The sequence below is a fragment of the Aeromonas sp. s1(2024) genome, from assembly GCF_040908005.1.
Taxonomy (GTDB): Bacteria; Pseudomonadota; Gammaproteobacteria; order Enterobacterales; family Aeromonadaceae; genus Aeromonas; species Aeromonas caviae.
Genome location: NZ_JBFOCW010000063.1, coordinates 1 through 12,016, shown reverse-complemented (window position 1 = coordinate 12,016; position 12,016 = coordinate 1). Strand labels below are relative to the sequence as shown.

At 59.8% G+C, this 12,016-nt stretch carries 16 protein-coding genes; 3 read left to right on the top strand and 13 right to left on the bottom strand.

Annotated elements, in window-relative coordinates; all coding sequences use genetic code 11:
- Window positions 1-2 precede the first annotated feature (2 nt).
- The 11 genes from flgJ to AB5Y70_RS15075 form a co-directional block, all read right to left on the bottom strand.
- Window positions 3-1,103 (bottom strand): flagellar assembly peptidoglycan hydrolase FlgJ, encoded by a 1,101-nt coding sequence (gene flgJ, locus AB5Y70_RS15125; RefSeq protein ID WP_052815058.1) that lies wholly within the window; start codon window positions 1,101-1,103, stop codon window positions 3-5.
- A 46-nt stretch (window positions 1,104-1,149) separates the two neighbouring features.
- Window positions 1,150-2,247 (bottom strand): flagellar basal body P-ring protein FlgI, encoded by a 1,098-nt coding sequence (locus AB5Y70_RS15120; RefSeq protein ID WP_069785262.1) that lies wholly within the window; start codon window positions 2,245-2,247, stop codon window positions 1,150-1,152.
- A 60-nt stretch (window positions 2,248-2,307) separates the two neighbouring features.
- Window positions 2,308-2,979, bottom strand: coding sequence for a flagellar basal body L-ring protein FlgH (flgH, locus tag AB5Y70_RS15115; protein ID WP_010675289.1), 672 nt, complete (start codon window positions 2,977-2,979; stop codon window positions 2,308-2,310).
- Between the two features lie 16 nt (window positions 2,980-2,995).
- Window positions 2,996-3,784 (bottom strand): flagellar basal-body rod protein FlgG, encoded by a 789-nt coding sequence (flgG, locus tag AB5Y70_RS15110; RefSeq protein ID WP_010675290.1) that lies wholly within the window; start codon window positions 3,782-3,784, stop codon window positions 2,996-2,998.
- Window positions 3,785-3,798: 14 nt separating this feature from the next.
- Complete coding sequence (gene flgF, locus AB5Y70_RS15105) at window positions 3,799-4,545, bottom strand: flagellar basal-body rod protein FlgF (protein ID WP_010675291.1); 747 nt, start codon at window positions 4,543-4,545, stop codon at window positions 3,799-3,801.
- Between the two features lie 146 nt (window positions 4,546-4,691).
- Window positions 4,692-6,038, bottom strand: coding sequence for a flagellar hook protein FlgE (gene flgE / locus AB5Y70_RS15100; RefSeq protein WP_039040233.1), 1,347 nt, complete (start codon window positions 6,036-6,038; stop codon window positions 4,692-4,694).
- Window positions 6,039-6,048: 10 nt separating this feature from the next.
- Entirely contained in the window at window positions 6,049-6,786 is a 738-nt protein-coding gene (locus AB5Y70_RS15095; RefSeq protein ID WP_104454393.1) for a flagellar hook assembly protein FlgD, read from the bottom strand.
- 90 nt (window positions 6,787-6,876) lie between these two features.
- Complete coding sequence (flgC, locus tag AB5Y70_RS15090) at window positions 6,877-7,296, bottom strand: flagellar basal body rod protein FlgC (protein WP_005329775.1); 420 nt, start codon at window positions 7,294-7,296, stop codon at window positions 6,877-6,879.
- Window positions 7,293-7,694: a flagellar basal body rod protein FlgB gene (gene flgB / locus AB5Y70_RS15085; RefSeq protein WP_010675294.1), complete on the bottom strand. Its 402-nt coding sequence runs from the start codon at window positions 7,692-7,694 to the stop codon at window positions 7,293-7,295. The genes flgC and flgB overlap by 4 nt, the downstream gene beginning before the upstream one ends.
- A 61-nt stretch (window positions 7,695-7,755) precedes the next feature.
- The gene (locus tag AB5Y70_RS15080) at window positions 7,756-8,580 is read right to left on the bottom strand and encodes a protein-glutamate O-methyltransferase CheR (protein WP_052815061.1); all 825 of its coding nucleotides are present in this window, start codon (window positions 8,578-8,580) and stop codon (window positions 7,756-7,758) included.
- 17 nt (window positions 8,581-8,597) lie between these two features.
- Window positions 8,598-9,509: a chemotaxis protein CheV gene (locus AB5Y70_RS15075; RefSeq protein WP_053288335.1), complete on the bottom strand. Its 912-nt coding sequence runs from the start codon at window positions 9,507-9,509 to the stop codon at window positions 8,598-8,600.
- 237 nt (window positions 9,510-9,746) lie between these two features.
- Between AB5Y70_RS15075 and flgA the strand changes: the two genes are divergently transcribed.
- The 3 genes from flgA (at window position 9,747) to AB5Y70_RS15060 (ending at window position 11,180) form a co-directional block, all read left to right on the top strand.
- Window positions 9,747-10,352 carry a flagellar basal body P-ring formation chaperone FlgA gene (gene flgA / locus AB5Y70_RS15070; RefSeq protein WP_029314756.1) on the top strand — a complete coding sequence of 202 codons (606 nt, stop codon included), beginning with the start codon at window positions 9,747-9,749 and terminating at the stop codon, window positions 10,350-10,352.
- Window positions 10,353-10,446: 94 nt separating this feature from the next.
- Complete coding sequence (flgM, locus tag AB5Y70_RS15065; RefSeq protein WP_042864123.1) at window positions 10,447-10,767, top strand: flagellar biosynthesis anti-sigma factor FlgM; 321 nt, start codon at window positions 10,447-10,449, stop codon at window positions 10,765-10,767.
- Window positions 10,764-11,180: a flagella synthesis protein FlgN gene (locus AB5Y70_RS15060; RefSeq protein ID WP_161653625.1), complete on the top strand. Its 417-nt coding sequence runs from the start codon at window positions 10,764-10,766 to the stop codon at window positions 11,178-11,180. The genes flgM and AB5Y70_RS15060 overlap by 4 nt, the downstream gene beginning before the upstream one ends.
- 43 nt (window positions 11,181-11,223) lie before the next feature.
- On the opposite strand, the gene yfcE is transcribed toward AB5Y70_RS15060, so the two are convergent.
- Together yfcE and AB5Y70_RS15050 are read right to left on the bottom strand one after the other, a co-directional pair.
- Window positions 11,224-11,787 (bottom strand): phosphodiesterase, encoded by a 564-nt coding sequence (gene yfcE / locus AB5Y70_RS15055; RefSeq protein ID WP_223916945.1) that lies wholly within the window; start codon window positions 11,785-11,787, stop codon window positions 11,224-11,226.
- A 16-nt stretch (window positions 11,788-11,803) separates the two neighbouring features.
- Window positions 11,804-12,016: zinc ribbon domain-containing protein (locus tag AB5Y70_RS15050; protein ID WP_368175974.1), on the bottom strand; the 213-nt coding region annotated here is incomplete at its 5' end.

Genomic DNA, 12,016 nt, shown 5'->3' with positions numbered 1-12,016 from the left:
GCTTACAGCTCCATCTCTGTGTTCCTGTCTGCAATGTTGCCGGGCGTCGAGTAACCGGCGATGGCATCACTGCGCAACACTTGTTTAAGTTTCCTGGCGTACTGGGGATCGGTGGCATAACCGGCCTGCTGCAACGCCTCGAAGTAACGTTCCGGGCTGTCCACCTTGGCCAGTGCCCCCTTGTAGCGACTCCCAGAGGTCAGGAAATCCACGTAGTCGTTGAAGCTCTCTTCAAACGACTCGTAGGAGCGAAACGCCGCCTTCTGGCGCGAGGCCACCCCTTGCTCGTATTCCAGGGTGCTCACCACCGCCTTGGGGCCTTCCCAACGCGGATCGGCCTTGATGCCGAACAGGTTGTGCGTCACGTTTCCGTCTGCATCCTTGATCACCCGCTTGCCCCAGCCACTCTCAAGGGCGGCCTGGGCCACCAGCACCGCCGGGCTCAACGCCAGCTTGTCCGCCGCCTTCTTGGCCAGCGGCATCAGCCTGTCGACGAACTCTTCCGGGCTGTCAAACACCTTGGCGCTGCCATCCAGGGCCGAAGGCCTCTGGCTGCTGCCCATGGGCGGCACGGTGCGGTGGGGGCGTCTTGGCAGGGCCAGCGTTCGCTCGGCCCCATTCAGCTCACCCTTCATTTCGTTATCAGCAAAATCTTTGCCAACTTTGGAGGCAGCAATCAGATCGTTGGAGGCACTGGGGGGTTGATAGGGCTTGTAGACCCGCTCGGTACGCTGGGGCAGCTTGAGTACCCGGCCATCCTGATGGGTGAAGGTCTGCTCGGGTGAGAGCTGCCTGGCCACCATCTCGGCAATGCCCAGCCCCCCCTTGCTCGACATGTCGGCAACCCGCTGCTCGTCCAGCATCCCTTCATAGAACTGGGTGTAGCTGCTGTTCATCGGGTTGCCCTCGGTGAGCACCGAGTTGGCCTGGCGCATCCCCTTGAACAGGGTCTGGGTGAAGATGGATTCGAACTGGCGGGCGGCCGCCATCAGGGCCCCTTGCTTCCCCTCCTTGCTCAGGCTCATCTGGCGCAGTTTGTCCAGGTTCTGGACATCCTGCACCATGCCAATATTGATACCGCTCTGGGTGTCGAACTCTGCCATAACCTACCTCTTTGCCGCCCGTGGCAACCGCTTGCCGCTCACGAAATTACAGAATGACCAGTTGGCCCTGGATCGCGCCCGCCTGCTGCAGCGCCTCCAGGATCGCCATCAGATCCCCGGGGGCGACCCCCACCTGGTTCACCGCCCGCACCAGGTCGTCCAGGGTCGCGCCGGTATCGAGCTTGAACATCCGACCGGGATCCTGCTGCACGTTGATGGTGGAGTTGTTGGTGACCGCCGTCTGCCCGCCAGCGAGCGGATTGGGTTGGGAGACCTGCTGGTTCTCGGCGATGGTCACCGTCAGCCCACCGTGGCTGATGGCCGCCGGGCGCAGCTTGACCTCGCTGCCGATGACGATGGTCCCGGTGCGCGAATTCACGATGATCTTGGCGGACTCACTCGCCGGGTCCACTTCCAGGTTCTCGATGGTGGAGAGGTAGGAGACCCGCTGGGCCGGATCCCGCGGTGCGAATACCTTGATGGAGGTGGCGTCCATCGCCTGGGCGGTGTTCGGACCCACCAGATCGTTGACCACGTCCGCCAGACGGCGGGCGGTGGTGAAGTCCGGCCGGTTCAGGTTGAAGGTGATGGTGTCGCCCTGGCTGAAGGAGTTGGGAACCTCCCGCTCCACGATCGCCCCGTTGGCGATGCGCCCCACTGTGGGCGTGTTCACCACCACCTTGGAGCCGTCCGCCCCTTCGGCGCCGAGGCCACCGACCACCAGGCTGCCCTGGGCCACCGCATAGACGCGGCCATCCAGCCCTTTCAGGAAGGTCTGGAGCAGGGTGCCGCCACGCAGGCTCTTCGCCTCGCCGATGGCGGAGACGGTGACATCTATGGTCTGGCCCGGCTTGGAGAAGGGGGGCAGATCCGCGTGGATGGCCACCGGCGCCACGTCCTTGATCTTGGGCTTGATGTTGTCAGGCACCTTGATGCCGAAGTTGTTGAGCATGGTCCTGAAGGTCTGCTCGGTGAAGGCGTTGTTCTTCTCCCCCGTGCCGGGCAGGCCCACCACCAGACCGTAACCGATAAGCTGGTTGCTGCGCACTCCTTCCACCGAGGCGAGGTCCTTGATGCGCGATGCGTGCGCCAGCCCGAAGGGCAGCAGGCAGCACAGCAGGGCAAGCAGACGGAATCGGTTCATGACATCTCCTAACAAAACCTTCCTGATCCGGGGCCCGTGAACGCCCCGGACTCTTGAGTCTTAAATGGGCCACCAGGGGCCGTTGAAGAAGCTGGTGAGCCAGCCCTGTTCCTGGGTGTTCGCCAGATCCCCGGTACCACCGTAATAGATACGCGCATTGGCCACCCGCTGGGAGGAGACGCTGTTTTCCGAGCTCACGTCCTCCGGGCGCACCAGACCGGTGATACGGATGTATTCGTTGCCATTGTTGAGCATGATCCACTTCTCGCCGCGTACCAGCAGGTTGCCGTTTGGCAGTACCTTGACCACGCTGACCGAGATGTTGCCCTGCAGGCTGTTGCTCTGATCCGCCTTGGCCTGCCCCTTGAAGGCACTGTTCTGGCCGATGGAGGCCGACAGATCGTAGGGCCCCGCCGTGACCGGCACGCCACCCAGGGTGACGGGGTCGAGCGCCAGCTTGTTGTCCTTGCCGCTCTGGGTGTTGGCCTTTTTCGACGCCGAGGTCGACTCCGCCAACTGGATGGTGATGATGTCACCCACCCGGTGCGCCTTGATGTCCGAGTAGATGCCGTTGACCTGCTCGGGCTGGAAGATGGCGCCGGTCGGGCGCACCGACACCGGCTCCGACTCCCCGTAGACGGGGGCGAAATCCGGGTCATCCGGTTTGGCGGTATTGGGGGTACTGGTGCAACCCGCCAGCGTCAGCAGTCCCAGCATCCATATGGCTTTCATCATGGCACTCCTTTCATCAGGTCCGCTGGGTCAGGAAGGACATCATGGAGTCGACGGCGGAGATGACCTTGGAGTTCATCTCGTAGACCCGCTGAGCCTGGATGAGATTCACCAGCTCCTCGGTCACGTTGACGTTGGAGGTCTCCAGCATCCCCTGCTTGATCACCCCCAGCCCGTCCGCGCCAGCAGTCCCCTGAATGGGGGCGCCGCTGGACTGGGTCTCGAGGAAGAGGTTCTCCCCCATGGGCTGCAGGCCGGTGGGGTTGACGAAGTCCGTGGTGTTGATCTGGCCCACCACCTGAGACTGGCCATCCCCCTTGAGCTGGACGGAGACCTGGCCATCCTCCCCCACGGTGACGCTCTGGGCGTTCTCGGGGATCTGGATCTCCGGTTGCAGCGGGTAACCGTTGCCCGGGGTGACGATGGTCCCCTCGTCGTTCAGGGTGAACTGGCCGTTGCGGGTATAGGCGGCGCTGCCATCGGGCAGCTGGATTTCGAAGTAGCCGCGACCGCTGATCATCAAGTCAAGGGAGTTGTCCGTGGTCTGGACGTTGCCCTGACTGTGGTTTTTCTGGGTGGCGACCACCTTGGCCCCCGCCCCCAGCATCAGGCCGGAAGGGAGCTCGGTGTCCGCCGAGGAACGACCGCCAGGCTGGTTGATGTTCTGATAAAGCAGATCCTCGAAGATGGCCCGCGCCTTCTTGTAGCCCACTGTGCTGGCGTTCGCCAGGTTGTTCGAGGTGACCGAGATGTTGGTCTGCTGGGCATCGAGGCCGGTCTTGCTGATCCAGAGTGCAGGATTCATGGGGTGCTCCTTGATTAGCTGATACGCAGCAGCTGGGTTTGTGCCTCGTCGTTCTCCTCGGCGGTCTTCATGATCTTGACCTGAGTTTCAAACTGACGTTGCAAGCGAATAAGGTTGGTCATCTCGTCGACCACGTTGACGTTGCTCCCCTCGAGGGAGCCGGCGATCAGGCCCACATCCGCAGACGCGGCCTCATTCTGGCCATCCTTGCGGCGAAACAGGCCGTCCTGGCCTTTCTCCACCGCATCTGCCGCCGGGTTGACCAGCTTGATACGCTGGAAATCTTCCGGCAGGTTGGCGGCGGCCCCCTCGGGACGGCCGCTGATGGTACCGTCACGATTGATCTCGATCTTCTCCATGGGCAGGGGCAGCACGATGGGCTGGCCGGCATCATCCACCACGTTCAGACCGGTGGAAGTTTGCAGATTGCCGGTGGCATTGAGCTGCAGGTTGCCCATGCGGGTATAGGCTTCCGCACCGTTGGGATCCTGCACCGCAATCCAGCCCGGCCCATCGACGGCAACGTCAAGATCCCGACCCGTGGTCATCAGCATGCCGTGCTGCAGGTTCTGGCCCGGCCGCTCGGTCATGGCGAACACCCGCGTGGGCAGCCCTTCGCCAAACGCCTGCATGCTGCGCGCCTGCTCGAAGTCAGACTTGAAGCCAATGGTGTTGGCGTTGGCAAGGTTGTTGCCACGAACAGCCAGGCTGTTCATGTTCTCCTTGGCCCCGGACATGGCGATGTAAAGCAGGTGATCCATGGGATCCTCCGTCAAACAGATGACTCTCACAGCTCAACTGCAAGTTGAATGCCAAGAGAGATGACGAAGACGGAATGAAAGGAGGAAATGAGGCGGGACGGAAATGACAAGGGGCGCCGAAGCGCCCCTGCCAACTACCCGCCGTCTTAGCGGATCTGCAGTATGTTCTGCTGCAGGGAGCTGTTCACTTCCAGGGAACGGGAGTTCGCCTGGAAGTTGCGCTGGGCAGTGATGAGATCGACCAGCTCGGTGGTGAGGTCCACGTTGGACTGCTCCAGTGCCGACGACTTGATGGAGCCGAACGTGCCGGAGTTCGGGGTGCCGGGCAAGGCATCGCCAGAGAGCAGGGACTGGCGCCAGGAGGTGTCGCCGACCTGGGTGAGACCCTGGGCATTGGCAAACTTCGCCATGGCCACCATGGCCACCTTGACGGTGGTGGCGTTGCTGTAAGTGGCGGAGACAATGCCATCCGCCCCGATCTCCACCTTGGTCAGGCGACCGACGGTGGAGCCGTCCTGGGTCAGCTTGCTCACTTCAAAGGGGGAGGCGTACTGGGTCACGGTACCAAGCTTGAACTCAATCTCCTGGGTGCCATCGGCGCCATTGGTGATGATACCAGCCCCTGTCGCCCCCAGGGGTTCCGTCTTGATGACCGCCGGGGTGGTGGGTGTGACCATCTTGCCGGAGGCATCGAAGGTCACCCGGGCGCTCAGGGGAGCCTGGCTCAGACCGGTCGCCATGGTGGTGGCCGTACCGCCTACGATGTCGATGGGCTTGTCCCCTTCATAGAGGTACATACGCCAGGCAGTCGGCACCGCCGCTTGGGTAGGATCGGCCGGATCCGCTTCCTTGGTGAAGTACTGGGTGATGGTGTGTGGCTCGCCCAGGGAGTCATAGACCACCACGGAAGTAGAGGAGGAGTAGGTGGTCGAGTCCGTGGGATCGAATTTGGAGGCATTGACATCCATCAGCGTTTTCGTGCTGGAAGGCAGGTTGAAACCAGCCTCGACCGTCGTGGTCTGCACCGGCTCACCGGCCTTGTCCGGGATCTGGATGGGCTTGGTAGCGTTGATGCTCACCGCCTTGGGGGTGCCATCAGAGTTGATCTCGTACCCTTGCAGATAACCGCCGGAGTTGCTGACCATGTAGCTGCTTTCATTGAGCTTGAAGGCGCCCGCACGGGTGTAGGTGCGATCCAGGTTGGTCAGGCCGTCCGAGGTCACGAAGAAGCCGTTGCCCTGGATGGCGAGATCCAGCGCGTTGTTGGTGAATTGCAGCGCGCCCTGGTGGAACTGCTGGGCCACCGCGCCAGTCGCCACCCCGTTGCCGACCTGGGTCTTGGCGTTGACGAAGATGGAGTTGGCATAGACGTCGGCAAACTCGGCACGGGACTCCTTGAAGCCGGTGGTATTGACGTTGGCAATGTTGTTCGCGGTGACGTTCAGGTCTTTTTGAGCCGCATTGATGCCGCTGAGGGCATTGTTGAATGACATGTCTTTCTCCTTAGATCACTGCGTTAGAGGACGAAGCCGACTGGGTGGTGGTTTTGCCGGTCGTCGCGCCAATTTCCAATACATCGGTCAGGTAGATGCCACCCAGTCCCTTGAGTTTGAGGGTGCTGGGGTTGGTGCTCGTTCCCAGGGTGACGCTCTCCACCTTGGCGTAAGTCAGGGCGGGGACGCTCTCCGACTTGCCGTCGACGGTGGCATGCGCCTCTATCGAATACTTGCCGCTCTTGGCCTGGTTGCCGGACTTGTCCTTGCCATCCCATTCGAAGGCCACGTTCCCCTTGTGGCTCCCTTCAATGGCGAACTCCCTGATGACCTGGCCGCTCTCGTCCTTCACCGTCACCTTGATGTTGCTGCCGCCGTCGCCGGTGGCGATGACCCCCGTGAGGGAGCCTCCCTTCTCCACGTAACCCGTGTTGGACGGGATCAGCACGTTCTGTCCCACCAGCGCGGAGGCCTGCAGCGCCTGGCTGGAGGTCATCAGGCTGTTGAGGCTCTCCATCTGGGAGGAGAGACTGCTGATCCCCTGAGACGTCGACATTGAGGTCATCTGGGAAAGCATCTGGGCGTTGTCCACCGGTTTGAACGGATCCTGATAGGAGAGCTGCATGGTCAGCAGCTTCAGGAAGGACTCCTGATCCAGCTCCTTTTTCTGGGTACTGGTGTTGACCGTACTGGTCTGGGCCGACGTCGTCCGGTTGACGCCCAGCAGGCTGTCATAGGTATCTGCCACTTATGCTCCCCCCTCTAGGGCGTGCCCACTGGGCCGATTGTTGCCGCCTGGCAGGCGATCACGGGTCACTCTCATCCGGGTTCACCTCTGTCAGGACTTGCCCAGACCCAGGGTCTGCTGCAACATTTTCTTGGCCGCATCGGCCACCTGGACGTTGGTCTGGTAGCTGCGCGACGCCGCTATCATGTCCGCCATCTCTTCCACCATGTTGACGTTGGGCTTGAAGATGAAGCCATCCTTGTCCGCCATGGGGTGATTCGGGTTGTACTCCTTGAGCAGGGGCGCATCACTCTCGACGATGCCCTTCACATCCACCCCGACCGAGGCCTGCTTGTCGGACATGGCCTGATCCAGCTGGGCGGCAAAGACTGGCCGCCTGGCGTGGTAAGTTTTTTCCACGCTGGAGCTGACGCTGTCAGCGTTGGCCATGTTGCTCGCCACCGTGTTGAGGCGAACGGACTGCGCGCTCATGGCAGAGCCTGCAATGTCAAAGACCTTGAACAAACTCATCCTTGCTCTCCTTTCAGTGCCTTGAGCAGGCCGCTTATCTTGCTGTTCATGAATTCAAGGGAGGCCTGGTATTCGAGGCTGTTGCGCAGGAACTCGCTGCGCTCCTGCTGCACGTCCACCGTGTTGCCATCACCGGTATCCGGTTGCAGGGGATTGCGGTACTGGGTCGTGCCCGGGGTATCCATCTGCAAGGCGAAGTGCTTCTCGCTGGTGGTGCTGAGCCCGAACCCTTGCTGGCCCTGGGCATCCTGCAACGCCTGTGAGAAGTCGATGTCACGGGCCTTGAAGCCCGGCGTGTCCGCATTGGCGATGTTGCTGGACAACACCTCGGCACGCTTGGCGCGCACGCTCAGCGTGTACTGATGAACACCGAATGCCTTGTCGAATGAAATTGCCATAGCACACCTCCTGCTTCATGAATATTTAGCAAGAGGTGTGCCAAGAGGGTATTGAGCGGGGTTATTTGACCTTGTAGACGATGCCGGGGTTGCAGCGGATCATCTCGAACTTGTCGGTGAGGCCGGCCAGAGACTCGGAGGCCCCCAGCATCAGGTAGCCGCCAGGATTGAGGCTGCTGGCGAACTGGTTGAGGATCTTGGATTTCACTTCGGGCGCAAAGTAGATGAGCACGTTGCGACAGAAGATGATGTCAAACTTGCCGAGCAGGCTGTAGCTCTCCAGCAGGTTGAGAGGGCGGAAGCTGGTCAATTTTCTGACACGTTCCACCACCCGCATCTTGTTGTCGCCATAGGGTTCGAAAAAGAGTCGCTTGCGCTCGGGGGAAAGCCCGCGAGCCAGTGCAAGGCTATCGTAGATCCCTTCCTTACACTGGTTCAGCATGGTGCTGGATATATCGGTCCCTACTATTTGCACCCCGCCCGGCATGCTACCCGGCCGTTTAACTTGCTGCTCCAGCGCCGTCATGGCGATGGAGTAGGGCTCCTGTCCGGACGAAGAGGCGGCAGACCATATCTTGATGGTACGACCGCTCTTACCAAGCTCCGGGAAAATCTTGTCACTCAATAACTGGAACGGATAGGTATCGCGAAACCACAGGGTCTCGTTGGTGGTCATGGCATCGATCACTGCCATCTTGAGTTCCCGCTCGCGCACGCTCATCGCCCGGGTGACCAGATCAGACAGACTCTCGATACCAAACTGAGTCATCAAGGGCGACAGGCGGCTTTTAACCAGATACTGTTTGTTGTCACCCAGTACTATGCCGCTCTGTTGTGCCAGAAAATTGCTGAATTGCCTGTATAAGTCGTCCGAAAGTGTCTTCATGCAGTTGTTCTTCTTGATTAGAGAGCGCCTTGTACGGCCTTGGCCAATTCATCCGGCTGGAATTTGGCAATGAAATTGTTCGCTCCGACTTTCTGCACCATGGCCTGATTGAACACCCCACTGAGGGAAGTGTGCAGGATAACATGCAAATCCTTGAGGTTGGGATTGTTGCGGATCTCGGCGGTGAAGGTATAACCATCCATCTCCGGCATTTCAATATCTGAAATAACCAATGCAATCTGATCATGTATGGGGCCATTTTTGGACATCTCCAACAACATGTTGAGCGCTTCCCGTCCATCCTTGGCCAGCACGCACTGCACCCCGATAGCCTCCAGTGCACGTTGTACCTGCTTGCGCGCAACCGAAGAGTCGTCCGCAACCAGCACGGGACGCCCGTGAGGATTGCGCTCCACGCTTGCTTCCACCAACTCGGTGGACACCTCAGTGGAGACCGGCGAAATCTCGTTGAGAATGCGCTCCACGTCCAAGATCTCCACCAGCTCGCCATCTACCTCGGTCACTGCCGTCATGTAGTTGATGCGACCAGCCCCTTTGGGTGGCGGCAGAATGGACTCCCAGTTCATGTTGATGATGCGCTCGACCGAGTGGACCAGGAACCCCTGAATGGAGCGGTTGTACTCGGAGATGATGATGAAGCACTTGGAGAGATCCTGGATGGGGCGCTTGCCCATCGCCATGCTGAGATCGATCACCGAGATGGTCTGGCCACGGATATGTGCCACGCCGCGAATGCAGGAGTTGAGCTTGGGCATGACGGTCAGAGGGGGACACTGCAGCACCTCGCGTACCTTGAATACGTTGATGCCAAATCTTTGACGTCCATTGAGACGAAACAGCAGCAGCTCCAGCCTATTTTGTCCCACTAATTGGGTTCGCTGGTTAACCGAGTCCAGAACACTCGCCATAAACACTCCCTAAAAATGCTTGGCACTGATCGTGCATATCATTATGCATGCACATTGGCTTGCATCAGACCATCGTTGTTTCAACAACAGAATAATTCTGGAGCAAGCATAGTTAACTACGGTGGTATACGTGAATAACTTATCGACCGGTAAGCAAAAATGATTAGTAGACTTTTCCTTATCTTACTGCCGTTTTGCAGTCTGTCTCACGCCATGGCGTCCGAGGTCACCGACTATCTGCAAGAACAGGCACAGGCGTTCGTGCTCGACCAGCTCGATATTCCCCTCGATGCACAGGCCGACGTCAAGGCCGGCACCATTGACGAGCGCCTCCCCCTCACGCGCTGCGAAGATGCCCTCACCATTTCCCTCCCCGCCCGGATGGAGATCCGTCGTAACACCACCGTCTACCTCAAGTGCGAGGGAGATAAATCCTGGGATCTCTATCTACCGGTCCGGGTCAGCATCCAGAAACCCTATGTCACCGTCGCCGTCCCGGTTGCCAAGGGAGACATTCTGAGTGAACCCATGCTGACCCTGGCATACCAGGACCAGACCCTGATCCGTGGCGACTACCTTACCGACCCGACCGCCCTCATCGGGGTACGCAGCAAGCGTGAGCTCAAACCGGGCCAGCCAATCAGGCTGACCCAGGTATGCGTGGTCTGCAAGGGGGACCAGGTCACCCTGAGTGCTGAAAACAGCAGCATGCAGATCAAAACCATGGCCCGCGCCTTGCAAGATGGCAGCTTCGGAGACATGATCCGGCTTGTCAACACGCGCTCGGGCAGAACGGTGCAAGGCCAGGTCAGTGCAGTGGGCTCCGTGGTCGTGACATTCTGACACAGGAATGCACTGCGCAATTTTTTTCTAAAGTTCTGACCGCCGTCACCGATACACAGGTAAGCGAACAGCAAAGCAGACGAAGGTAAACCTTATGGCTATCAACAATATCAACAACTTGGCTAACAACCGCCTGCAAAACAGCGGCAACAGCCAAGGTGTAGCCACCAAGTCGGCGACCTCCAGCGAGAGCAGCCGTGCGACGACCGTCAAGAGCGACTCTGTCTCCTTGACCAGTGAGGCGCAGCAATTGCAACAGATGCAGAAGACCCTCAACACCGCCTCCACCGGTAACGAGAGCCGCGTCGAGAGCCTGAAGAAGGCCGTGGCCAGTGGGGAGTACAAGGTCAACAGCGAAGCCGTGGCCAGAAAGATGTTCAGCTTCGAAGCCGATCTGGATAAACGGTTGGGATGATGGACCTCCCTTCGCTGCTGCGCGCTCAGGACGACAACCTCTCCCAGATGCAAGGCTTGCTGGCAGAGGAGTTCGACCTTCTCAAGGCTCACCGGGCCCTTGCGTTGCCGGCACTCGCCGATCGCAAGCAACAACTGCTGGTGGCCATCGAGATGCTGGACAAGACTCTGGCAGAGCTACCCGACCTGCAGCAACAGCTGGGCGCCTTCCCGACCCAATTGCAGTCCCTTCAAGCCAAGCTGGAAGCCTGTCAGGAGCAGAACAACCTCAACGGACGTCTGCTCGAACTCAGCATTGTCTCCAATCGCCGTCTCGCCAGCTTCCTCAGCAAGCTCAGAGACAGCAGCTCCCTGACCTATGACGCCAAAGGCAATACCCGCTCAGGCACCCGCTCTTTCGGGATCAAGGCCTGATCTCCTCTCCCTCTTCTGGTTTCCTCTCCTTGTCAGCCCCTCATCAGAGCACCAGCTGCATCAGGGTTTCTCCATCCTTGCAGGCATGGATGCTCATGCAGCCCTCGTCATAGCACCCATAACTGGCCACCCACTCGCCCCTTGGAAAACAGATAGACCCCGGGTTCATCAGGATCATTTCTCCCTCCTGGCGCAGCACAGGCACATGGGTATGACCGCTGATGAACAGGCTCCCTGCTGGCAGGGGCACGTTGCCGGACTCATAGAGATGACCGTGGCTGACAAACCAACGCCGCCCATCCACCAGTAGCTGGTTGTAGGGCGCCGTGATGGGGAAGTGGAGCAGCATCTGGTCCACCTCCGAATCGCAATTGCCACGCACCGCCATGATGCGGGGGGCCAGCTGGTTGAGCCTTGCCGCCACGGCAGCAGGATCATACCCCGCCGGCACCGGATTGCGCGGCCCGTGATTGAGCAGATCCCCGAGCAGCAGATAGTGATCAGGCTGCCAGGGAGCGAGTTGCGCCAGCACCTGCTCGAGGGCAGTCAGACTGCCGTGCAGATCCGAGATATTGACATCCTCCCCCACCTTAGCGCTTCGCGTCACAGGAGGGGGATTCCCATTACTGGGTGATAGCTGCTCGCGCAGTACCGGGTTCCTGCTTCATCGGGCGGCCTGATTGCACCACGCCTCCACAGGCTAAAACGGCGTGTCCCGCCGCTAAAATATTGCGAGCGCCGTTCACATCGGCGTTCGCCTCATAACCACACGCAGCGCATTTAAACTGGCTTTGCGTCTGGCGGTTATCCTTCGCAGTATGCCCACAACAGGCGCA

Coding starts and splice junctions, on each gene's coding strand:
- flgJ (WP_052815058.1), bottom strand. CDS start 1,103: ATGGCAGAGTTCGACACCCAGAGCGGTATCAATATTGGCATGGTGCAG.
- flgF (WP_010675291.1), bottom strand. CDS start 4,545: ATGGATCACCTGCTTTACATCGCCATGTCCGGGGCCAAGGAGAACATG.
- AB5Y70_RS15075 (WP_053288335.1), bottom strand. CDS start 9,509: ATGGCGAGTGTTCTGGACTCGGTTAACCAGCGAACCCAATTAGTGGGA.
- flgC (WP_005329775.1), bottom strand. CDS start 7,296: ATGAGTTTGTTCAAGGTCTTTGACATTGCAGGCTCTGCCATGAGCGCG.
- AB5Y70_RS15080 (WP_052815061.1), bottom strand. CDS start 8,580: ATGAAGACACTTTCGGACGACTTATACAGGCAATTCAGCAATTTTCTG.
- flgG (WP_010675290.1), bottom strand. CDS start 3,784: ATGAATCCTGCACTCTGGATCAGCAAGACCGGCCTCGATGCCCAGCAG.
- AB5Y70_RS15060 (WP_161653625.1), top strand. CDS start 10,764: ATGATGGACCTCCCTTCGCTGCTGCGCGCTCAGGACGACAACCTCTCC.
- AB5Y70_RS15120 (WP_069785262.1), bottom strand. CDS start 2,247: ATGAACCGATTCCGTCTGCTTGCCCTGCTGTGCTGCCTGCTGCCCTTC.
- flgB (WP_010675294.1), bottom strand. CDS start 7,694: ATGGCAATTTCATTCGACAAGGCATTCGGTGTTCATCAGTACACGCTG.
- flgE (WP_039040233.1), bottom strand. CDS start 6,038: ATGTCATTCAACAATGCCCTCAGCGGCATCAATGCGGCTCAAAAAGAC.
- flgM (WP_042864123.1), top strand. CDS start 10,447: ATGGCTATCAACAATATCAACAACTTGGCTAACAACCGCCTGCAAAAC.
- flgH (WP_010675289.1), bottom strand. CDS start 2,979: ATGAAAGCCATATGGATGCTGGGACTGCTGACGCTGGCGGGTTGCACC.